The sequence below is a fragment of the Enterobacter sp. CPE_E863 genome (assembly GCF_046521465.1).
In the GTDB taxonomy this organism is placed as follows: Bacteria; Pseudomonadota; Gammaproteobacteria; order Enterobacterales; family Enterobacteriaceae; genus Enterobacter; species Enterobacter adelaidei.
Window position 1 is genome coordinate 355,224 of record NZ_JBKFZX010000001.1, and the last position, 21,602, is coordinate 376,825.

At 56.7% G+C, this 21,602-nt stretch carries 25 protein-coding genes; 3 read left to right on the top strand and 22 right to left on the bottom strand.

Translation table 11 applies throughout. The features are described 5' to 3' along the window. Nucleotides 1-90 precede the first annotated feature (90 nt). Nucleotides 91-2,370, top strand: a complete 2,280-nt coding sequence (locus tag ACLHV8_RS01695; protein ID WP_208595112.1) for a hybrid sensor histidine kinase/response regulator — start codon at nucleotides 91-93, stop codon at nucleotides 2,368-2,370. On the opposite strand, the gene alsK is transcribed toward ACLHV8_RS01695, so the two are convergent. The 6 genes from alsK to alsR all read right to left on the bottom strand — a co-directional run bounded on the left by alsK (nucleotide 2,324) and on the right by alsR (nucleotide 8,417). Beyond that, nucleotides 2,324-3,268, bottom strand: coding sequence for an allose kinase (alsK, locus tag ACLHV8_RS01700; protein WP_208595113.1), 945 nt, complete (start codon nucleotides 3,266-3,268; stop codon nucleotides 2,324-2,326). The two genes, ACLHV8_RS01695 and alsK, sit on opposite strands and share 47 nt — an antisense overlap. Continuing rightward, nucleotides 3,252-3,947, bottom strand: coding sequence for a D-allulose 6-phosphate 3-epimerase (gene alsE / locus ACLHV8_RS01705; RefSeq protein WP_208595114.1), 696 nt, complete (start codon nucleotides 3,945-3,947; stop codon nucleotides 3,252-3,254). The genes alsK and alsE overlap by 17 nt, the downstream gene beginning before the upstream one ends. Before the next feature lie 10 nt (nucleotides 3,948-3,957). Next, entirely contained in the window at nucleotides 3,958-4,938 is a 981-nt protein-coding gene (gene alsC / locus ACLHV8_RS01710; protein WP_134708619.1) for a D-allose ABC transporter permease, read from the bottom strand. After that, a complete protein-coding gene (gene alsA / locus ACLHV8_RS01715; RefSeq protein WP_134708620.1) occupies nucleotides 4,917-6,449 on the bottom strand; it encodes a D-allose ABC transporter ATP-binding protein AlsA in 1,533 nt (510 codons plus the stop codon). The genes alsC and alsA overlap by 22 nt, the downstream gene beginning before the upstream one ends. A 76-nt stretch (nucleotides 6,450-6,525) precedes the next feature. Continuing rightward, complete coding sequence (alsB, locus tag ACLHV8_RS01720; protein ID WP_134708621.1) at nucleotides 6,526-7,461, bottom strand: D-allose transporter substrate-binding protein; 936 nt, start codon at nucleotides 7,459-7,461, stop codon at nucleotides 6,526-6,528. 65 nt (nucleotides 7,462-7,526) lie between these two features. After that, complete coding sequence (alsR, locus tag ACLHV8_RS01725; protein ID WP_134708622.1) at nucleotides 7,527-8,417, bottom strand: D-allose utilization transcriptional regulator AlsR; 891 nt, start codon at nucleotides 8,415-8,417, stop codon at nucleotides 7,527-7,529. 349 nt (nucleotides 8,418-8,766) lie between these two features. Between alsR and rpiB the strand changes: the two genes are divergently transcribed. Beyond that, nucleotides 8,767-9,216, top strand: coding sequence for a bifunctional allose-6-phosphate isomerase/ribose-5-phosphate isomerase RpiB (gene rpiB, locus ACLHV8_RS01730; RefSeq protein ID WP_134708623.1), 450 nt, complete (start codon nucleotides 8,767-8,769; stop codon nucleotides 9,214-9,216). Nucleotides 9,217-9,285: 69 nt separating this feature from the next. After that, nucleotides 9,286-9,609, top strand: a complete 324-nt coding sequence (gene yjdP / locus ACLHV8_RS01735; RefSeq protein WP_049007719.1) for a DDRRRQL repeat protein YjdP — start codon at nucleotides 9,286-9,288, stop codon at nucleotides 9,607-9,609. Between the two features lie 45 nt (nucleotides 9,610-9,654). Here the strand turns inward: yjdP and phnP are convergent, their stop codons facing one another. From phnP to ACLHV8_RS01815, 16 genes are all read right to left on the bottom strand, one after another. Beyond that, complete coding sequence (gene phnP, locus ACLHV8_RS01740; protein WP_049007718.1) at nucleotides 9,655-10,413, bottom strand: phosphonate metabolism protein PhnP; 759 nt, start codon at nucleotides 10,411-10,413, stop codon at nucleotides 9,655-9,657. Between the two features lie 9 nt (nucleotides 10,414-10,422). Further along, complete coding sequence (gene phnO, locus ACLHV8_RS01745; protein WP_049007717.1) at nucleotides 10,423-10,857, bottom strand: aminoalkylphosphonate N-acetyltransferase; 435 nt, start codon at nucleotides 10,855-10,857, stop codon at nucleotides 10,423-10,425. Continuing rightward, nucleotides 10,850-11,401 carry a ribose 1,5-bisphosphokinase gene (gene phnN, locus ACLHV8_RS01750; protein WP_028017901.1) on the bottom strand — a complete coding sequence of 184 codons (552 nt, stop codon included), beginning with the start codon at nucleotides 11,399-11,401 and terminating at the stop codon, nucleotides 10,850-10,852. The genes phnO and phnN overlap by 8 nt, the downstream gene beginning before the upstream one ends. Continuing rightward, nucleotides 11,398-12,534 carry an alpha-D-ribose 1-methylphosphonate 5-triphosphate diphosphatase gene (gene phnM / locus ACLHV8_RS01755; RefSeq protein ID WP_028017900.1) on the bottom strand — a complete coding sequence of 379 codons (1,137 nt, stop codon included), beginning with the start codon at nucleotides 12,532-12,534 and terminating at the stop codon, nucleotides 11,398-11,400. The genes phnN and phnM overlap by 4 nt, the downstream gene beginning before the upstream one ends. Beyond that, complete coding sequence (gene phnL, locus ACLHV8_RS01760) at nucleotides 12,531-13,211, bottom strand: phosphonate C-P lyase system protein PhnL (protein WP_129324880.1); 681 nt, start codon at nucleotides 13,209-13,211, stop codon at nucleotides 12,531-12,533. The genes phnM and phnL overlap by 4 nt, the downstream gene beginning before the upstream one ends. A 9-nt stretch (nucleotides 13,212-13,220) precedes the next feature. Then, nucleotides 13,221-13,976 (bottom strand): phosphonate C-P lyase system protein PhnK, encoded by a 756-nt coding sequence (gene phnK / locus ACLHV8_RS01765; RefSeq protein WP_208595115.1) that lies wholly within the window; start codon nucleotides 13,974-13,976, stop codon nucleotides 13,221-13,223. Then, a complete protein-coding gene (phnJ, locus tag ACLHV8_RS01770; protein WP_049007713.1) occupies nucleotides 13,973-14,818 on the bottom strand; it encodes an alpha-D-ribose 1-methylphosphonate 5-phosphate C-P-lyase PhnJ in 846 nt (281 codons plus the stop codon). The genes phnK and phnJ overlap by 4 nt, the downstream gene beginning before the upstream one ends. Then, on the bottom strand, nucleotides 14,811-15,875 hold the full coding sequence (locus ACLHV8_RS01775; RefSeq protein WP_208595116.1) for a carbon-phosphorus lyase complex subunit PhnI: 1,065 nt from the start codon (nucleotides 15,873-15,875) through the stop codon (nucleotides 14,811-14,813). The genes phnJ and ACLHV8_RS01775 overlap by 8 nt, the downstream gene beginning before the upstream one ends. Then, nucleotides 15,875-16,459 (bottom strand): phosphonate C-P lyase system protein PhnH, encoded by a 585-nt coding sequence (gene phnH / locus ACLHV8_RS01780; protein ID WP_049007711.1) that lies wholly within the window; start codon nucleotides 16,457-16,459, stop codon nucleotides 15,875-15,877. The genes ACLHV8_RS01775 and phnH overlap by 1 nt, the downstream gene beginning before the upstream one ends. After that, nucleotides 16,456-16,908 carry a phosphonate C-P lyase system protein PhnG gene (gene phnG / locus ACLHV8_RS01785; protein WP_208595118.1) on the bottom strand — a complete coding sequence of 151 codons (453 nt, stop codon included), beginning with the start codon at nucleotides 16,906-16,908 and terminating at the stop codon, nucleotides 16,456-16,458. The genes phnH and phnG overlap by 4 nt, the downstream gene beginning before the upstream one ends. Then, nucleotides 16,909-17,634: a phosphonate metabolism transcriptional regulator PhnF gene (phnF, locus tag ACLHV8_RS01790; protein ID WP_410376742.1), complete on the bottom strand. Its 726-nt coding sequence runs from the start codon at nucleotides 17,632-17,634 to the stop codon at nucleotides 16,909-16,911. A gap of 20 nt (nucleotides 17,635-17,654) precedes the next feature. Next, nucleotides 17,655-18,434, bottom strand: coding sequence for a phosphonate ABC transporter, permease protein PhnE (gene phnE / locus ACLHV8_RS01795; protein ID WP_208595120.1), 780 nt, complete (start codon nucleotides 18,432-18,434; stop codon nucleotides 17,655-17,657). A gap of 115 nt (nucleotides 18,435-18,549) precedes the next feature. Then, nucleotides 18,550-19,566, bottom strand: coding sequence for a phosphonate ABC transporter substrate-binding protein (gene phnD, locus ACLHV8_RS01800; RefSeq protein ID WP_028017892.1), 1,017 nt, complete (start codon nucleotides 19,564-19,566; stop codon nucleotides 18,550-18,552). Nucleotides 19,567-19,590: 24 nt separating this feature from the next. Continuing rightward, the gene (gene phnC / locus ACLHV8_RS01805; RefSeq protein WP_208595121.1) at nucleotides 19,591-20,379 is read right to left on the bottom strand and encodes a phosphonate ABC transporter ATP-binding protein; all 789 of its coding nucleotides are present in this window, start codon (nucleotides 20,377-20,379) and stop codon (nucleotides 19,591-19,593) included. Nucleotides 20,380-20,515: 136 nt separating this feature from the next. Next, nucleotides 20,516-20,953 (bottom strand): VOC family metalloprotein YjdN, encoded by a 438-nt coding sequence (yjdN, locus tag ACLHV8_RS01810; RefSeq protein ID WP_134708633.1) that lies wholly within the window; start codon nucleotides 20,951-20,953, stop codon nucleotides 20,516-20,518. 80 nt (nucleotides 20,954-21,033) lie between these two features. Further along, nucleotides 21,034-21,369, bottom strand: coding sequence for a zinc ribbon domain-containing protein YjdM (locus ACLHV8_RS01815; RefSeq protein WP_028017889.1), 336 nt, complete (start codon nucleotides 21,367-21,369; stop codon nucleotides 21,034-21,036). Nucleotides 21,370-21,602: the final 233 nt, after the last annotated feature.

Here is a 21,602-nt window from a genome sequence, read left to right on the forward strand (position 1 = left end):
ATCACAGGTGCGTAAATGCAAAATGTCAGAAGCCGTTCATATTTGTCATAGTTATGAATAGCTAATGTCGATCACAGTTACGGAGCTAACATGTCATCACACCGCCCCCCGTTTTTTGCCAGCGCCCGTGGTCGCCTGCTGATTTTCAATCTGCTGGTGGTCGCCGTGACGCTCATGGTCAGCGGTGTGGCGGTGCTCGGCTTCCGTCACGCCAGCCAGATCCAGGAGCAGGTTCAACAGCAAACGCTGGATGACATGACCGGCAGTATGAATCTCGCACGGGATACCGCCAGCGTGGCAACGGCGGCGGTGAGGCTTTCGCAAGTCGTAGGGGCGCTGGAATATAAAGGCGAAGCTGACCGGTTGAAGCAGACGCAAATGGCACTGCGTCACTCGCTGGAACAGCTTGCTGATGCGCCACTGGCGCAGCAGGAACCGGCGCTGGTGGCGCGAATTATTCAGAGAAGCAATGAATTACAGCAGAGCGTGACGGAGATGCTTGAACGCGGGCAGCGACGCCATCTGGAACGTAATGCGCTGCTGAGCTCGCTGTATCAGAGTCAGAGCTACTTACGGCATTTGCAGGATATCAATCGTCGTTACGACAGTAATATCCCGGATGCACAGCAGCTAATGGAGATGGACAGGCTGATTATCGCCGCTATCGACACCCCCTCGCCGCGCGCCACGGTGCAGCAGCTGGATGCGGTGACGGCAACGCTGCCGCGGAGTGCGGCGCAGCCGGTGGTTAATGGCGTCCTGCCCGATTTTAACGACGAACTGCGTAAGCTCGCGCCGCTGTCGAAGCAACTGGAAGAAAGCGATCTGGCGATAAGCTGGTATATGTTCCACATCAAGGCGCTGGTAGCGATCCTCAACAGTGATATTAATCAGTACGTCGAACAGGTGGCGCAAGCCTCCCGGCTTCGCACGGCCCAGAGCCATCACGAATTGCAATCTATCAGCGTATTTATCAGCATTTTCGCCGTGCTGGCGCTGATCATCACCGGATGCGCCTGCTGGTATATCTATCGCAATCTGGCCTCAAACCTGACGGCCATTTCCCGGGCGATGTCGCGTCTTGCTCACGGCGAACAGGATGTGTCCGTTCCCGCCCTCCAGCGGCGTGATGAGCTGGGTGAGCTGGCGCGTGCGTTTAACGTTTTTGCCCGCAACACCGCCTCGCTTGAGCACACCACCCGTCTGCTTAAAGAGAAAACCACGCAGATGGAGATCGACCGCATTGAGCGTCAGGGGCTGGAAGAGGCACTGCTGCACAGCCAGAAGATGAAAGCCGTTGGACAACTGACGGGTGGGCTGGCGCATGATTTTAATAACCTGCTGGCGGTGATCATCGGCAGTCTTGAGCTTACCGATCCGGAATCAAAAGATGCGTCGCGTATCACCCGGGCGCTGAAGGCTGCCGAACGCGGTGCACTCCTCACCCAGCGTCTGCTGGCGTTTTCCCGTAAGCAATCCCTGACGCCGCACGCGGTCGAGATGAAACCGCTGCTGGAAAATCTCAGGGAACTCATGCTCCACTCCTTGCCTGCGACCCTGACGCTGGAGATTGAAGCGCAATCCCCCGCCTGGCCCGCATGGATAGACGTCAGCCAGCTGGAGAACGCCATCATCAATCTGGTGATGAATGCCCGCGATGCGATGGAAGGGCAAAGCGGGGTGATTAAGATCCGTACCTGGAATCAGCGCGTCACCCGTAGCGACGGGCGCAGGCAGGATATGGTGGCGCTGGAGGTGATTGACCGCGGCAGCGGTATGTCGCAGGAGGTGAAATCCAGGGTCTTTGAACCGTTCTTCACCACTAAGCAGACCGGAAGCGGGAGTGGGTTAGGTCTGTCGATGGTCTACGGCTTTGTCCGCCAGTCAGGTGGTCGCGTGGAGATTGAAAGCGCGCCGGGGCAGGGGACGACCGTTCGGCTTCACCTCCCGCGCTCGATGCTGCCCGTTATGTCTGAGGATGAAGTGCTCTCTGCCACCGCCGCCGGTGATAGCGAGCGGCTGGTGCTGGTGCTGGAAGATGAGGCGGATGTTCGTCAGACCCTGTGCGAGCAACTGCACCAGCTTGGCTATCTGACGCTGGAGGCGGAGAACGGTGAGCAGGCGTTGAGAATGCTGGAGGTCTCACCGGATATTGGCATGTTCATCAGCGACTTAATGCTTCCCGGCAGCTTAAGCGGCGCGGAGGTGATTAACCACGTACGCACCCGCTACCCGCAGCTTCCGGTCCTGCTGGTGAGCGGACAGGATCTACGTCCGGCGCATAACCCGCAGCTGCCGGACGTCCCGCTCCTGCGCAAGCCGTTCAGCCGTGTACAGTTGGCGCAGGCATTGCGCAAGGTGATAGCATAAACTGCCGGCGGGCCAGCGCCGCTGCGCCCTGCGCCCCGTTAAAGGACGACGACGATGCCGCGATAAAACGCACCGCGTCATAGGGCAGCGGACGGCGAAGATGCTGTTTAATCTGTGCAATCAGTGCGTCGCGCGGAAAATCGGGCATATCCATGACGCCGCCGCCGAGAATGACCGCATCCGGATCGAAGAGGTTGACGCTGGTGGCAATGGCGCACGCGGCATGGGCGAGCAACTGCTGCACAAAGGGTTCGTTGCGGGCGGCGGTAAAGATTTCGCCCATTGCGTAATCCCGCGGCCGCTGTTCGTACCACTGCTTGAGGGCGATGCCGGAGCAGACGGTTTCCAGACATCCGGCGTTGCCGCACCCGCAGCGAAGGGACATCTTCCCCTGTGGAATATGCCCCAGCTCTCCCGCTACGCCGTGCGCCCCGGTCCATGGCGCGCCGTTCAGCCAGATGGCAAAGCCCATCCCCGTACCAAGATAGACCGCCAGCACCTGCTGCTGCTGAAGATGATGCTGCACCACGTCAAACGAGAGCTGCAGGTTAACGTCGCGGGAAAACTCCACCGGGCAGCACAGGGTGGCCTCCAGATGATCTGCCAGACCGTGCAGCGTATTGGCCTGAAGCGGCAGGTTGGGCGTCGATATAATGGTGCGCTTGTCTTTACCCACCAGGGCCGGAAAGCCCATCACCAGCCCACGACAACGCACCTGATAGCGTCGAAGCTGGGCGTTAATCAGTGCCGCCACGCCCTCCACCACGCCGGGCGCAATCACATCCGCCGTACGCTGTTTTTCGCAGTGAAGCACGGTGCCGTCTTCGCGCTGTAGGCAGAAGCGAATATGGGTCGCCCCCATATCCACTCCGGCGACCACGTCAGGCTGTTTTTGCATGGGGTATTACCTCGTTTCTGGCCGACAGGATCTGACGCGCCATCTGCTGCCACGCCTCGTCGATATTCTCTGCGTTATTGAACAGGCCAGAGGTGCCGACGATAAACACGTCTGCCCCGGCGGCCATCAGCTTGCGATAGGTGGCCTGATTGCAGGAGCCGTCGATCTCAATTTCATAACTCAGCCCTTCGCGCTCACGCCAGGCCTTCAGTTCAGCAATTTTATCCAGCATTTCCGGAATGAACGGCTGCCCGGCAAAGCCCGGATCAACGGTCATCACGGTAATTTTTTCGGCTTTGTGAATATAGTATTTCATCGCTTCGACCGGGGTTTCCGGGTTGAGGATCAGGCCGACCTTCATGCCGTGGCGGCGGATTTCTTCAATCAGCCGGAACGCCTGACCGTTGATGGTTTCCGGGTGCAGGGTGATGAAATCGGCCCCTGCCTGCGCCAGCTGGCTGATGTAATCCTGCGGGCGGGTCACCATCAAGTGGCAGTCCAGCGGCTTGGTCGCCAGCTTTTTCACCTGGCCGACAAAAAACGGCGACAGTGTCAGGTTCGGGACAAAGTGACCATCCATGATGTCGATATGGAAGTAGTCCGCGTGCCGATCAATGAATTCGATCTGTTCTTTGAATTTCAGCAGATCCATACACATCAAAGAGGGAGAGATTTTCATGGTGGATTCCTTACTTACTGATCAGTCTATCGAGGGCGACAGCGGCGATAATCAACCCGCCCATCACCACCAGCTGGTAATAGGTCTGAACCTGGAGAATGTTAAGTCCGTTATTGATGGTGCCGATAATTAACCCGCCAATGACGACCGAGAAGATGCGGCCTTTGCCGCCGAAGAAGCTGGTGCCGCCGATAATGGCGCTGGCGATAGCGTAGGTTTCAAAGCCCATTCCGGCCAGCGGCTCCGCCGCCCCCAGACGCGCGGTAGAGACCACGCCTGCCAGCCCTGCGCACACGCCGGAGATGATAAACACGACCAGAATGTGAAACTTCACGTCGATGCCGGAGTAGAAAGCCGAGTTCTTGTTGCCGCCGAGGGCGTAGATATTGCGTCCGAGCCGCATCCGGGTGGTGAGGAACCACAGGATCACCGCCACAATCAGCGAGAAAATCACCGGAACGGGGATGCCTAACACGCTGGCGGCAAAGAAGTTCACAAACTCGAACGAAAAGCCGTACACCGAGTTGGCGTCGGAGATCACCAGCGTAATACCGCGGAAAATAGCGTTGGTGCCGAGGGTGATAATGAACGGATGCAGCCCAGTCCAGTTCACCAGACAGCCGTTGATGGCCCCGAGCACACCGCCGACCAGCACGCCGCCAATCAGCGCCGCGAGGAAAGGGTCGACGCCCGCCAGCATCAGCTTGGCGGTGACCATGCCGGAGAGGGCAAGGATTGCGCCGACGGAGAGGTCAATGCCCGCCACCAGAATGGCAAAAAACTCGCCCATCCCGATTAATACCGTCACCGAGCTTTGAACAAAAATCTGGGTGATGTTGTTGGTGGTCAGGAAGTACTCCGACGACAGCGTGCCGAAGATGGCCACGATGATCGCGAGGATGAAAAAGGTGCCGTACTTGTCCCAGAACAGCGCGAAGTTAAACGGCTTCTTCTCGGCCATATCGCCTTTCACTCTTGTGGTAATGCCCATACCATGATCTCCTCTTCGCTCATGTTGTCGCGATTGGTCAGGATTTGCGTGAGTCGCCCTTCGCAGAACACGGCGATGCGGTCGCAGACGGCGATAATTTCAGGAAGTTCGGATGACACCATCATGATGACCTTGCCCTCGTCGGCAAGACCGCGCATCACCTTGTAGATTTCGGCTTTCGCACCGACGTCGATGCCGCGGGTGGGCTCATCAAAAATAATGACTTCCGGGTTGCAGCACAGCCATTTGGAAATCAGCACCTTTTGCTGATTTCCACCGGAAAGCTCGGTGATGTTTTGCTCGATGCTATGGCATTTCAGCGCCAACAGCTGTCGCTGCGCTTCGGCAGTTTTGCGCTCCTCGCTTTCCCGGAACAGCCCCATCGCCCCTTTGTAGCCGCCGTTTTTCAGGCTATGGCTGACCGCCATGTTCTGGGCGATAGAGAAGTTCGGGAAAAAACCGTTTTCCCGGCGGCTCTCGGTGATGTAGGCCATGCCCTTTTTCAGCGCATCCAGCGGCGAGCGCGGGGAGATGGTTTTGCCGTTAAGACGGATTTCACCACTGCTGCGTTTATCCACGCCGAACAGGCAGTCCATCAGCTCGGTGCGGCCAGAGCCCACCAGCCCTGCGAAGCCGAGGATTTCACCTCGGTTCACGCTGAATGAAATATCGCGGACCTTTTTCTTGTCCCGGCTGGTGACGTTTTTCACCTCGAACACCGTGTCGCGCTCAACGTTACCGGTGCTCTCTTTCATGGCGTTAAAGCGGTTTTGCAGCTCGCGGCCCACCATCAGGCGTACAATGTCGTCGTTCGACACGTCACTCACCATGCCACTGCACACGCTGCTGCCGTCTTTCATGACCGTGTAGCGGTCGCAGATGCGGCGAATCTCCGCAAGCTTATGAGAGATATAAACAATCGCCGTTCCCTCTTTGCGCAGCTGGTTCATGATCAGGAACAGATAATCCACCTCTTTATTGGTGAGCGAGGAGGTGGGTTCATCCATGATGATTACTTTGGCGTCGAGCATCAGGGTTTTGGCTATTTCCAGCATCTGTTTGTGGCTGATAGATAAATTTGCCACTTTTTCATCTAAATCCACTTTTAGCCCGATGCGCAATAACATCATCGCTGCGCGAATACGCATCTCTTTCCAGTCGATAATACTGACGCCAAACGCTTTTTTCGTCAGGTGGCGGCCAATATAGAGATTCTCCAGTACCGTTAATTCATCAATTACGCTGAGTTCCTGATAAATAATACCAATACCGAGCTGAGCCGCCAGTTTATGATCGAGTTTGTCGTATTTTGTTTCTTTAATAGTAATGGTGCCTTTGGTCGGTTCATGTATTCCCGACAATACTTTCATTAAGGTTGATTTACCGGCACCATTCTCCCCTAATAAGGCGTGAATCTCGTGGGGATATATAGTTAAATCAACCGATTTTAATGCGTGAACCGGACCAAAGGATTTGCCGATCCCCGCCATTGATATATATGGCGTGACCATGTTAACTCCTTATTAATACTCCCTCTCCCTTTGGGAGAGGGTTGGGGTGAGGGCACCAGGCCGCACCGAGTCGGTATTATTTCGTCACCAGAATCGAATCCACCAGCTTGAATTCCGGTGCTTTTTCCAGCGGGATCACCTTACCGGTTTTCGCCGCATCAACCATCAGCTTTAGGCCCGTAGCGCCAATATCCGCCGGGTTCTGCGCTACCGTGGCGGTCATCTGCCCGGCTTCGACCATCTTGCGCGCCTCCGGAATACCGTCGGTCCCCACTACCAGCACTTTGCCGAGCTTGCCCGCATTGGCCACCGCCTGCGCCACGCCCATCGCCATCGTATCGTTGGCGCAGTAGAAGGCTTTCAGGTTCGGGTTACGTTGCAATACGTTCGTTGCCACATCCAGCGCCTTAATGCGATCCCAGTCAGCCGGCTGGCTGGCAACCAGCTTTATGTGGCTGGCCTTTTTGAAGGCTTCCGTCGCACCGTTACGGCGGGCTTCACCGGATGCGTTCCCGGCTTTACCTTCGATGATCGCCACTTCACCGCCTTCGGCACCGAGCTTATCGATAATAAAATCCGCCCCTTTAGCGCCCACGGCGACGTTATCCGTAGTCACAAATCCTTCCACGTTGCCGCCCGCTTTTTTCAGGTTATCCATATCGATTTTTTCATCGAGGTTGACGAGGTAAATCCCCTTATGCCAGGCGCGCGCTACGGGCATGACCAGGTTGACGGAAGAAAGTGGGGCAAACGCGATACCTTTATATTTTTTATTACTCAAATCTTCGAAAAGCTGTAATTGCGACTGGAAATCCCCTTCGGAAGGCGAGGCAAAAATATCTACGCTCACGCCGAGCGTTTTCGCTTCATCTTCAATCCCTTTCTTCATATCCACCCAAAATGGATTCGAGAGCGTTTTTAATACGACGGCATATTCTGCTGCAGCAAACGCACTGGTGGATAACATTAAGCCCATAGCGGCGCCGCTGAAATATTTCAGATATTTATTCATAGCAGTGTTCTCAATGTAGGGTACATTTTTGTTGATCCCACGAATGTGGGATCAACCTTTTATTTTTACTTTAGTGCGCCAGGGGAGAAGAAATCCACAATAGCGCCGGTTTTTTGCATATTTAATGTGGCCTGTTCAATATTCTGTTGGGCCACGGAAACAAATAAAGCATCTAATAATGTTAATTGTAATATACGCGCGGAGGCGTTTCTCCCTAATAAGGGAGTCTCTGGTGCTGGCGAACAAATAATATAATCAGCCAATTTGGCAATAGGCGAATGGTAGCTGTGGGTAATACAGATAATTTTTGCACCGTTCTTTTTTGCCAGCTCAACGGCCGATTTTACATCGCTGGTGCGCCCGGAGTGCGAGACCACCAGCACCACATCGCCCTCTTTCAGCAGCGATGCAGACATCATCATAATGTGCGCGTCCTGGTAGGACTGGCAGCGCACGCCGATGCGCAAAAACTTGTGCTGGATATCGGCACAAATGGCGTTCGATCCCCCCACGCCGTACAGGTCGCGCTGATTCGCCTGGGCGAAAAAACGCGCCGCGCGGTGAATTTCATCGACGTTCACAATCGACTGGCCTTCCATAATGGTGCGCAGCGTAATGTTAAACACCTTATTGACCACGTCCTGTGGCGCTTCATCGAAAGCAAGTTCGGCAGGCAGTACCTGTTCAGACTGGGAAAAATAGTTCACCAGCGCGGCGCGCAGATTGCGAAAGCCGCTGAACCCCAGCAGTTTCGCAACTTTGACAATCATCGCCTCTGAAACCGTCAGCGCCTCGGCCACATCTTTGATCGCCGGGGTGCCGCGCAGATTGCCTGGCTGAAGCAGCCAGTCAACGATACGGCTTTCGTTGTCGGTCATCCCCTCCTGCTTCATGCGCAGGTACGGTGCCAGGCCGATGCCATTAGGCTGCTCTTTTTCAAATTCTGACTGGCTCATCGCTCTCTTTTGTCCTTAAAAATGAAGACGACACTATATCACCACATTCACCCTGGGAAATATGCTGACAACTTCACAATAATTATAAATTCATAAAGTTTTTAGTATTGTGAAGTTTTGAGTTATAAGTGATTGAGAATATCGCTATAAATCAATTAATTACCCGTATCTTCTTTTTGTGGTTTTGCGTGGAGAGGGACGTTTTCACTTATTATGCGCTTGAAAAGGGAAAAACACCGGTGTAGAACACGCACAGAACTCGATGGTTTTGTGGTTTTATTGCACAACAAACCGGTCTTAAATCACAACTATCATCGAGTTCGTAAAGTTAACCCACTGAGAGGCATATATGAGAAGGATTGCGTTTGGTTGCGACCACGTTGGTTTTATCCTGAAAGAGGACATTCTGGCGCACCTGCGCGCTCGGGGAATTGAGGTGTTGGATAAAGGCACCTGGTCGCCAGAGCGAACCGATTACCCGCATTTCGCCAGCGCGGTGGCGCAGGCTGTTATCGCGAGAGAAGCGGAGAGCGGCATTTTGATCTGCGGCACAGGGGTGGGGATCTCCATCACCGCCAACAAATTTCCCGGCATTCGCGCGGTAGTCTGCAGCGAACCTTACTCCGCGCAGCTTTCGCGTCAGCACAATGACACCAACGTACTGGCCTTTGGCTCGCGCGTGGTTGGTCTGGAACTGGCAAAAATGATCGTTGATGCGTGGCTGGATGCGGCGTTTGAAGGGGGACGGCACCAGATGCGGGTGGAGGCGATAGGAGCGATTGAACGCGAGAAGAATTGAGATTCCTCCGCTACCTCTCTCGTTTGCCGTTTATTACTGTAAAGCCAGTTAACCTGCGAGTCTGGCCTTATGAAACGTTACTCAACTGCTCTGTTATTTGGTCTGCTGTCACTCACCAGCCAACTGGCTCACGCCGATATTGTTGATGATGCCATTGGCAATATTCAGCAGGCGATCAATGACGCCTATAACCCCAGCAGTAGCCGAAGCAGCGATGACGACGATCGTTATGACCGCAGCCGTCAAATCGACAGTCGACAGTACGACGACCGTCGTCGGCAGCTTGAAGACAGACGCCGCCGTTTAGACGAGCGTCAGCGTCAGTTGGATGACGATCGCCGGCGGTTAGAAGAGGATGAGCGCAGGTTAGAAGACGATTACGACCGAGGGTAAGTGCGGCCTGTTGCCCTCACCCTCTCCACGCGAGAGGGTGAAAAACTAATCCAGCGCCAACACCATGCCGTCATACCCCGCTTCAAACCCTTCCGGAAGCGGATTATTCATCATCCACACGTCAAACTGATGGCTGATGTGCGTCAGGATCACTTGCGGGCAGCCAATCGTCTCGTTTAATGCAATTACGGTATTTAAGTCGCAATGGTTTCGCGGCGTTTCATCGCGCGGTTCGTGGCTGCAGTCGATAATCATCGCCTGCGGCCGGTTGTTAAGCAGGAACTTCACCGTTTTTTCCGACAATCCGGCGGTATCCGATAGCCAGGCCACGCGGCTGTGGGCCGATTCCAGCAAATACCCGAAGGTCAGTTTCGAGTGGTTGAGCGGCAACGGTGTGACCCGCAGCCCCTGTAGCTCAAACATCACAAACGGTTCCACTGTATGGCTGAAGTCCAGGAGCCCCGGGTGCCTGAACAGGTCGTCACAGCCCACGTCGTCCGGCGGACCATAGACAGGAATGGTCGCCCCCACTCCCCAGCGCAGCGGGAATAACCCCTGAACGTGATCCATATGGTAATGCGTGAGCAAAAACTGCTGGAAGCTGCCTGCCGGCCAGTCGTCCATCAGATGCGGAATACCGGCATCCAGCAAGGTAATGGCTTCATTGAATTTGACCACCGCGCTGCACGGACGACGGCGATAGCTATCCTGCAAACGCGCCCGGCGACACGCCGCACAGTCGCAGCCAAATACCGGAACCAGCTGGGCACCGCCGGTGCCGGTTAACGTGATCGTCAGACTCATCGCATACCTCTACAGCGGTTTGGTGAATCGAAAATGACTCTGTGTGTAACCTTCACGGACATAAAAACGGTGGGCATCCACGCGTTTTACGCTGGTGGAAAGCTCGGTTAACTCCGCTCCCGCCTGACGTGCGACGTCTTCTGCCCACGCCAGGAGTTGGCTCCCCACTTTGTGACCACGCGCCTGCGGCATCACCACCAGCTCCTGGATTTCGCCAATCCAGCGTGCGTGATGCAGGTGAAACTGCATATGTAGGCCAATCATGCCGACGATCTGCCCGTCCAGCTCGGCAAGCTGATAACGCATATTGTGGTCCTGTAGATTGGCAAGATAACCGGTGTGAAAGGCCATATGATCGAACTCGGCCTGCTTTAACTCGCAGATGAGAGCGTAAACCATCGCCGCATCGTCGGCGGTGGCGGGGCGAAGCTGGCAGTCAGGCATGCTGTTTCTCCTTCTGACGGATCAGCGATAAAAAGGTATCGACAGACTGTAGCAAACTTCCGTCATTATTGAGGATATGACATTCAGACGGGGTATAACGCGCCGCGCGCTCAAGCCGCTGGTCTATCTCACGGGCTGATTCGCGCCCCCGGCTCTGCAACCGGCTGCGCAGGACATCGGGTGAAACCTGCAGACAGACCGGCAGCAGGGCGGCTTCATATCGGGCGCGCGCTTGTTGAAGGTGTGCACGCGAACCGTTGACCAGCACGTCGAAACCCGCGTGTAGCCAAAGGTCTATCTCGATACCCACCCCGTAGTAATAACCGTTGGCGTGCCAGCTGAGCGCCAGCAGGTTTTGCCCCGCGCGGGTGAAAAACTCCTGCTCGCTCAGGGCAATATGATTTTCACTTCCGGCATTCGCCGCGCGGGTAATATAGCGGTGTGCGACCAGCAGTTGCGGGTGTTCCCGCTGTCTTAACGCGGACAGCAGGCTGTCCTTACCGGAGCCGGACGGCCCCATTAGCCAGATTAGTCTTCCCATCAGAATACCCGTTTTCCCTGACGCCAGACGTGGTCGATATGGATATGCTCACCTTTACGGTGGGCCAGCACCAGATCCGCCCGTTTACCTTCGGCGATCTCTCCACGATCCTGAAGATTCAGCGCCGATGCCGGGTTTTTCGTCACCAGACGAATGGCCTGCGGCAGCGTGAATCTGTTGCCCTCGTCGTCCGCCACCCGGAATGCCGCATCCAGCAGGCTGGCGGGGTAGTAATCGGAGGAGAGGATATCGAGTAGATCAAGTGAGGCGAGCTTGCTTGCCGCCACGTTGCCGGAATGCGAGCCGCCGCGCACAATGTTTGGCGCGCCCATTAGCACGTTCATGCCGTGCTTACGGGAGGCTTCAGCTGCTTCAAATGTGGTGGGAAATTCGGCGATCACGCTACCAAGCTGATGAGATTCGAGTACATGTTCATGGGTGGCGTCATCATGGCTGGCCAGCGCGATGTTGCGGTCCCGGCACATCGCAGCAATGGAGAGGCGATTCGGCTGCGACCACTGTGCTGCCAGCGCCAGCTGCTCATCTTCGTAGCGGGCCATCTCAGCATCGGTGAGAGAGTACTTGCCCTGGTAGTATTCGCGATATTTCTCAATATTGGCGAACTGGCGCTGCCCTGGGGAGTGGTCCATCAGTGACACCAGCGAGACCGGCTCACGACCGACCAGCTTTTCAAACAGCGGCAGGGTGGTGTGATGCGGCAGTTCGCAGCGTAGATGCAGGCGGTGCTCGGCGCGGTTGAGACCACGTTTTTGCGTCTCTTCCACGGCGTTAATCATCTTCTCCAGATTTTCCAGACGATCGCCTCCGTCGCGCACGTCACCAATCGCTACCGCATCCAGTACGGTGGTGATGCCGCTGGCGACCATCAGCGCGTCGTGGCTGCTCATCGCCGAATGGGCGGGCCAGTCCACTTTCGGGCGCGGGGTGAAGAACTTATCCAGATTATCGGTATGCAGCTCGATCAGCCCTGGCAGCAGCCAGCCGCCTTCGCCGTCCATGGCTTCTGGGGAGCGACTCAGGGTTTCGGCGAACGCGCGGATCACCCCGTCCTGGATCTCAATGGAGCCGCCAACCACTTCATTTTCCAACACCAGCTTGACGTTATTGATAATCATGCGTGGGTCCCCATTGGATGTAGCCTGTCTGCGACATGGGTGCGAACAGTATCGTCGTGGAAGATCCCGACGATCGCCGCGCCGCGTTCTTTAGCCTGTTCGATCAGCTCCACCACCGCCGCGCTGTTTTTGCTGTCGAGCGAGGCGGTGGGTTCATCGAGCAGTAAAATCGGGTAATCGACGATAAACCCGCGCGCAATGTTCACGCGCTGTTGCTCGCCGCCGGAAAAGGTCGATGGCGCAAGGTGCCACAAGCGCTCAGGGACGTTCAGGCGCGTCAGCAGGCTGGCGGCTTTGGCGGCGCAAGTTTCGCGCGGCATGCCAAGATCCAGAAGCGGCTGCATCACCACGTCCAGGGCGGAGATCCGCGGGATCACCCGCAGAAACTGGCTCACCCAGCCGATCGTTGAGCGGCGGACTTCCAGCACTTTCCGTGCGGGTGCCTGAACCAGATCGACCCACTCATCGCCGTGGCGGATGTGAATATGGCCTTCGTCCGGCAGATAGTTGGCATACAGGGAGCGCAGCAGGGTGGATTTTCCGCTGCCGGAATGGCCGTGCAGGACCACACATTCGCCCTTGCTGACCTCAAGTGAAGCATTTTGCAGCACCGGCAGGCGCACGCCGTTTTGCTGATGGAGCACAAAGGTTTTACTTACGTTTTGCACGCGGATCATGTTGGCCTCTTAATTCTGCAATACCGACGACACCAGCAGCTGGGTGTACGGATGATGGGGATCGTCGAGTACCCGGTCGGTTAACCCACTTTCCACCACCTGACCTTGTTTCATTACCAGCAAACGGTCTGCCAGCAGGCGCGCCACGCCCAAATCGTGGGTGACAATCACCACTGCGAGGTTCAGCTCTACCACCAGGCCGCGCAGCAGATCGAGCAGTCGCGCCTGAACGGAAACGTCCAGCCCGCCGGTGGGTTCATCCATAAACACCAGCTTCGGATGGGTGACCAGGTTGCGGGCGATTTGCAGACGTTGCTGCATGCCGCCCGAGAAAGTAGTCGGCAGGTCGTCGATACGCGAGGCAGGGATTTCAACTTCTTCCAGCCAGTGTTGCGCCGTGGTGCGGATATTGCCGTAATGGCGCGCGCCGGTGGCCATCAAGCGTTCGCCGATGTTGCCTCCCGCAGAGACCTGACGGCGCAGACCGTCCATCGGGTGCTGATGCACCACACCCCACTCGGTGCGCAGCAGGCGGCGGCGCTCGGCTTCACTCATGCCGTACAGGGATGCTCCTTCATACAAAATGTCGCCATTCTGCGGCGTCAGGCGCGCAGAGATGGATTTAAGCAGCGTCGTTTTGCCTGAGCCGGACTCCCCGACGATCCCCAGCACTTCCCCCGGCCACAGCTCAAACGAGACGTCGCTGAAGCCTTTGCCCGGCGCATAAAGGTGGGTCAGGTTGTTAACCGAAAGCAGCGGTTTCATAGGCTGTTCGCCTCGCTTTGTTGGCGGCAGTAATCGGTGTCGGAGCAGACAAACATCCGTTTGCCCGTGTCATCCAGCACCACTTCATCCAGATAGCTGTGTTTCGAACCGCAGATGGCGCACGGCTCATCCCACTCTTGCACCGTAAACGGGTGGTCATCGAAGTCGAGACTCTCCACACGGGTGTAGGGCGGCACGGCGTAGATGCGCTTTTCACGCCCGGCACCGAATAGCTGCAGCGCAGGCATCATGTCCATCTTCGGGTTATCGAATTTCGGGATTGGCGACGGGTCCATCACGTAGCGACCGTTCACCTTCACCGGGTAGGCGTAGGTGGTGGCGATATGGCCGAAGCGGGCGATATCTTCATACAGTTTCACCTGCATGATGCCGTACTCTTCCAGGGCGTGCATGGTGCGGGTTTCGGTTTCACGCGGCTCAATAAAGCGCAGCGGCTCAGGGATAGGGACCTGAAAAATCAGGATTTGATCTTCGGTGAGTGGCGTTTCTGGAATGCGGTGACGGGTCTGGATCAGCGTGGCATCTTCGGTTTTTTCGGTGGTGTTAACACCCGTCACGCGCCTGAAGAAGTTACGAATCGACACGGCGTTGGTGGTGTCGTCCGCCCCCTGGTCGATGACCTTCAGCACATCCGCTTCCCCAATCACGCTGGCGGTAAGCTGAATACCGCCGGTGCCCCAGCCGTAGGGCATCGGCATTTCGCGGCCGCCGAACGGTACCTGATAGCCCGGGATTGCCACCGCTTTCAGGATAGCGCGGCGGATCATACGTTTGGTTTGCTCATCCAGATAAGCAAAATTGTAGCCGCTTAAGTTAGCCATTTTCGCGCTCCCGTTGCAGGCGTTTCAGTAGTTCCAGTTCGGCCTGGAAATCAACGTAGTGCGGCAGCTTGAGGTGCGAGACAAAGCCTGCGGCCTCAACGTTATCCGCGTGGGCCAGCACGAACTCTTCGTCCTGTGCCGGGCCGGAGATGTGTTCACCGTAGTCCGGGGCCTGCAGCGCGCGGTCGACCAGCGCCATTGCCATCGCTTTACGTTCACTCATACCGAACGCCAGCCCGTAACCCCGGGTAAAGTGTGGCGCTTCGTCTTCCGGAGCGACAAAGCCGTTGACCATTTCGCATTCCGTGAGCAGCAGTTCCCCGATGTTCACGGCAAAACCCAGCTCTTCAGGCACAATTTCAACGTCAATGAAGCCGCTACGAATTTCTGCTGCAAACGGGTGGTTACGCCCGTAACCGCGCTGTGTCGAGTAGGCCAGCGCCAGCAGATAACCTTCGTCGCCGCGCATCAACTGCTGAAGGCGCGACGAGCGTGAGCACGGATAAACCGGCGGTGTGCGGGTAATGTCGTCTGGCGTGCTGCCGGTGTCTTCTTCGGCTTTTGCCAGCCCCTGATGCGCCAGCAGGCTAAAGACGTGCGGGGAGGCATCTTGCTGCGGCTCGGCCGTGCTCAGGGAAGGCGTTTCACCGTTTGCCAGCAGCGTGAAATCCAGCAGGCGATGGGTGTAGTCGTAGGTGGGGCCGAGCAGTTGACCGCCAGGGATGTCTTTATAAACGGCCGAAATGCGGCGTTCCAGGCGCATCTCAGCGGTGTTAACGGGCTCACTCACCGCCAGTCTGGCAAGCGTGGTGCGATACGCGCGTAACAGAAAGATGGCTTCGACGTTGTCACCGCTGGCCTGTTTTAACGCCAGCGCCGCCAGCTCGCGGTCAGCGATGCCGCCTTCGGTCATGACACGGTCGACGGCGAGGTTTAACTGCTGCTCTAACTGGGCAACGCTCAGCTCAGGAAGCTGCTCATCACCCCGTCGTCTGTGCGCCTGCAGCGCATGGGCGGCGGCGATGGCTTTTTCGCCCCCTTTGACGGCAACGTACATCAGCATACCTCCACGTGAGTGGTTCGCGGTATTGCCAGCAGGCGTTCACCGCAGGTCAGGATCAGGTCGATACCCAGCGGGAACGGGTGGGGACGTTCGGTCAGCTCATGAATGATGCAATCCGGCAGCTGTGGCGCGACCATCCGTTCGTCAGCGATGCCAGCACCGGTCAGGCGCAGCATGCGACCGCCGCTCAGGCTCGAGACCTGCAAAATCAGCGTGGCGCTGGTTTCCGGAGCGACGGCACTGCCTTCGCTCAGGGCGTTGAGCTGTTCGTGGCTGATTTGCTCATCGGCCACGGCAAACACGGCCTGTCGGGGCTGTTCAACCAGCTGAGCGTTGGTGTGAAAACGCAGGTTCTGGCTGGCAATATCATTCGAAAGCGCGCCTGAGAGCCACACCGGAGTATCGTTGTCGGCTAGGGTCAGCAGTACGCTGGTGGTCGCCAGGTTTAGCGGCAGCCAGCTTTGTGAAAGCTGGTGCAGCGAGACAATCACGCCCGGCTCGCTCATGGCTTTCAGCAGGCGACGAAAACTCTGTTGGGCATCCTGGACAGCAAGGATAAAAGCGGGTTGAAGCGTCATGCGTTATCTCCGCGAACGAGCGTAAAGAAGTCGACCCGGCTGGTGTTCACTTCGGCCTGACGTGCGGCAAGGCGTGCGGCGCGGTCGGCTTCCAGAGGGGCGATAAGGGTTTCCATTAACGTCTGGAAATAAGGTTGTTCCTGCAAAAGCGCGTCTATCACTGCGCAATGTTCGGCATGCTGTTTATCGCGACCGAGCACGTAGCCGTAGCCCAGCGTGCCGCTGTTCAGGCGGATCACGGCACGGGTAAGGGTGGCATCACCCGCGAAGAAGCGCTCACCGGTACCTCCCATGCGCGCCTGGATCTGTACCAGGCTGATTTCCGGCGGGCGAATAGTGTCGTAGTCCGGCGTCAGGCCGAGCGCGTTCATACGGCTGTGCAGCGCAGCAGGCTGACAGTGGGCCAGCACGCGCATCCAGCGCTGACGGGTGGCGGTATCGAAGTGCATTCAGTGCTCCATGGTGAATTCGATCATGTCGGCGCGGGTCAGACTGACGGAGTATTCCGTCGCGTCGACTTCACCGTCACGGTGGTTAAGGGTGCGCACGCAGAGCAGCGGGGCCATGTTGGGGATTTCCAGCACTTTGCTCTCTTTGGCCTGCGCGCGGCGGGCGCTGATGCGCGTCTGGGTGCGCTTAAGCGCAATACCGGTGGCATCACGCAGGAAGTCATGCAGTGAACCGCTGGTGAAATGTTGCAGCACAGGCCAGAGGCTCATGTCACTGAAGTAGTGATCTATCTGGCAAACCGCCACGCCGTTAACCCGGCGCAGCGTGCGCAGGTGCACCACGTTGTCGCCCTCCTGAATGCCCAGCGCGTCAGCCACGTGGCTGGAGGCCGGGCGCAGCACCGACAGCAGCTTTTCGCTGGTGGGGTGGCTGCCCTGATCGAGCAGGTTCTGGCTAAAGCGGGCCTGCGCGTTGAGCGGGTAGTCGAACGGGCGCATCAGCACCAGCACGCCCACGCCCTGACGGCGCTGAACCCATCCGCGCTCGACCAGCTGATCGATGGCGCGGCGCAAGGTATGACGATTCACTTCATAACGGTCGGCAAGCTGTTGCTCGGCAGGCAAGTAATCCCCGCAGCGATAGTGCGTGCGCAGTTCCACTTCAAGCTTTGCCGCAATCTCTTGCCAGCGGGTAGGGTAACTGGTCGGATGTCTGGATAAGTGCATAGAAATCAAAGCCTCGCTTCTCAGATGAAGTGCTTACGCAAACGTTGAGAGAGGAAGTCCAGCAGGCTGACGGTGATGATAATGAGCACCATCAGGGCGCAGGTTTGCTGGAACTGGAAACCGCGAATGGCTTCCCATAGCGTCACGCCAATGCCGCCTGCGCCCACCATGCCCACCACGGTGGCGGAGCGGACGTTGGACTCGAAGCGGTACAGGGAGTAGGAGATCAGCAGCGGCATCACCTGCGGCAGCACGCCGTACAGAATCTCTTCGATTTTGTTGGCGCCAGTCGCGCGGATGCCTTCAACCGGGCCGGGCTCGATGGCTTCAACCGCTTCTGAAAGCAGTTTGGAAAGCACGCCGGTGGTGTGAATGAACAACGCCATTACCCCGGCAAACGGGCCAAGTCCCACGGCGACCACGAACAGCATCGCGAAGACCATTTCGTTGATGGCGCGGCAGGCGTCCATCAGGCGACGCATCGGCTGGTACACCCACCACGGCACGATGTTTTCGGCACTCATCAGGCCAAACGGAATGGAGAGAATGACGGCCAGGGCGGTACCCCAGACGGCGATTTGCAGGGTGATCGCCATTTCGCCGAGATAATCCTGCCACTGGCTGAAATCCGGCGGGAAGAAGTCGGCGGCGAAGGTCGCCATGTTGCCCGCGTCTTTGAAGAGCAGGAGCGGATCCATCTCCGCGCCCTTCCAGGAGATAACCAGCACCGCCAGCAGGATGGCCCAGCTTATCAGCGAGAACCAGCTGCGCTTCGGCGGCGGGAGGGTGATGGTTTGCATGTTGGCTCCTTTATCTGTTCTCCCTCTCCCTGTGGGAGAGGGCCGGGGTGAGGGCATCAGCGTGCGCATTTCCCCCTCACCCTAACCCTCTCCCTCAAGGGAGAGGGGACTTGAGTTACTGAACCGCTTTATTCACGCTGGTCATCGCGCTCAGCGCCGCAGTCAGGCGGTCCAGGTCTTCCAGCTTGGCCTGAATTTCAGACACTTTGCTGGTCTTCTCTTCGTCCTTCAGCCCTTTGTTGTCCTTCACGCCCTGCATCTCTTTAAACAGCGCCAGCTGGCGAATCGGCACCAGCTGCAGGTCGCTGGATGCGCGGAACGGCGCCCAGCCAAGTTTCGCCAGAACTGCCTTCTCTTCCGGCGTTTTGCCGTAGTTCATAAAGAAGTCGTAGACCTTGTCCTTGGTGCTCTCAGAGAGATTTTTGCGCCATACAATCGGGTCGCCCGGGATCAGCGGTGATTTCCAGATGACCTTCAGCTCTTTGAGTTTGTCCGGTGCGGAGGTCTTCAGCTTGTCGAGGTTTTCGGTGTTGTTGGTGGCAACATCCACCTGCTTGTTGGCCACGGCCAGCGCGTTGGTTTCGTGGCTGGCGTTGACGGTGCGCTTGAAGTCGCTGGCAGACGCGTTGTTCTTAGCGAAGACGTAGTAGCCAGGGACCAGGAAGCCAGAGGTGGAATTCGGGTCGCCGTTACCAAAGGTCAGATCTTTGCGTTTGGCGAGCATGTCGTTGAGGTTATTGATTGGGCTGTCTTTATTAACGATCAGCACACTCCAGTAACCCGGGGAGCCATCTGCCGCAACGGTCTGGGCAAAGACCTGACCGTTCGCGCGATCGACTGCTTCCATCGCAGAGAGGTTGCCGTACCAGGCGATGTCCACTTTGTTAAAGCGCATCCCCTGGATGATGCCGGCGTAATCCGGCGCGAAGAAGGCGTTCACCTTGATCCCCAGTTTGGTTTCCATATCTTTCAGGAACGGTTCCCACTGAGGTTTGAGATTCTGCTGTGATTCCGTCGAAATAATGCCGAAGTTCAGCGCTTTTTCCTGTTCTTCCGCGTACGCAGGGCTTAACAGGGTGCTGATGCTGAACATACTGGTAAAGGCCAGTGCGGCAACGGCTTTGTAGCTCATGTACTTTCCTCGGATCGGGTTGGGTTATGCAGCCTGCGCGTTCTCGTCGACGCGGTTAATGCTGCGGTAGAGATGGTCAAAACGTTCGTTATCAAACTGATGGCTTGCACCATCAAAGAACACATGTCCCTGACGCAGCGCGACGATGCGCTCGCAGTAGCGCAGGGCGTAATCCACCTGATGCAGCGTCACCACCACGGTGATGCCGTCGTTCTGGTTAATGTCTCTCAGGGTTTCCATCACGATGCGCGCGGATTCCGGGTCGAGCGAGGCAATCGGCTCATCGGCCAGGATCACTTTGGCTTTTTGCATCAGCGCACGGGCAATCGCCACGCGCTGCTGCTGACCACCGGACAGGGTGGAGACACGCTGGTGGGCGAAATGCGCCATGCCAACGCGTGTCAGCGCCTGCAACGCCTGTTGTTTCTGAGAAGGGGAAAACCAGCGCAGACAGGTGCGCCAGAACGGCGTGCTGCCGAGTGCGCCAATCAGGACGTTCTCCAGCACCGTCAGGCGGTTCACCAGGTTGAACTGCTGGAAGATATAGCCTGTTTGCGCGCGGCTTTTACGGATATCACTCGCCAGACGGCCCGCGCGCTGGACGGTGTTACCCAGCAGTTCGACGTGACTTTCCGGTGCTTTATCGCAGGTAATAAGGCCGCTCAGGTGGCGCAGAAGGGTGGACTTACCTGAACCGGATGGCCCCAGCAGTGCCACCATTTCACCCTGCTTAACGGTCAGATCAACGGCATGCAGAGCCTTGTTATGATGAAAGGTCTTGCTCAGTTTCTCGACGCGGATGACAGTTTGCATATGCTGGGCCTCACGATAAATGTGGCCTCATGCTGGCGCATCAATGTGACATTTGGGTTAAGTCTGGGTTGCGGGAGTTTGAAGAGTTGAGCGGAGTTTGATGACAGGCGGAGGCAGACCGCCCACCGCCCGAAAATTAGTGCTGCTGCTTAACGACGTTAATCATCCACGGCACGCCGTATTTATCGGTGACTTTACCGAAACCGTGTGCCCAGAAGGTTTCCTGCCAGGCCATTTCGATATTCCCGCCCGCGGCGAGGTTGTCGAACCAGCGCTTGCCTTCATTGACGTCCTGGGTATCGAGTACCAGCGTGAAACCCGCGTACTGTGCGTTGCTGCCCGGCGGCATCCCGTCGCTCATCATGATATCGCTGCCCGCAATGCGGACGTTAGAGTGAGCGATCGCCGAATCCGGAAATTGCATACCGGACGGACAGCCTTCTTCGCTGTTATCGCTTTTTGGCATTTCGCCGAAGGTGATTTTATAGAGGAGCTCGGCACCGACGGCTTGCTGATAGAAGGCGGTGGCCTCTGCGCAGTTACCGGCGAATGAGATGTAGGGACTTAACGGCATAATCTTTACCTCACGTAAGAAAAGCTCGTTAAGTGTAGTTCCTGAATGCCCGGTATGCGAAGCGCCACCGGGCAGGTCAATCAGTTCTTTTTCACGAATTCAGATTTCAGTTTCATCGGACCAAAGCCGTCAATTTTGCAGTCGATATTATGATCGCCTTCAACCAGACGGATATTTTTCACTTTGGTACCAATCTTCAGCATGGAAGAGCTGCCTTTCACTTTCAGATCTTTAATCACGGTGACGCTGTCGCCATCCGCCAGCAGATTGCCGTTCGCATCTTTTACGACAAGTGCATCTGCATCGTGTGATGGCTCGGCATCATTCCATTCATGGGCGCATTCCGGGCAGATAAACATGCCATTATCTTCATAGGTGTATTCAGAATTGCATTTTGGGCAGTGTGGGAGTTGCATATCGGTATCCTCAAAAAGTGTTAACGCGCTGGAAAGTGCCAGCTAAATGACGGCAGTGTGCCGAAAAAGGCGGCAAGTATAGCGCAAATCCACACGGTTGTCGGTGACATTGTTGATTAAAAAAATGCAAAAAGTGTATAGCGAGTGACATTTCCTGTCAGTCAGTTAAGCGATGCTTATGCCATTAACACGGTGGGAAGAAATGGCGTTAAATATATCGAATATTTTATTGC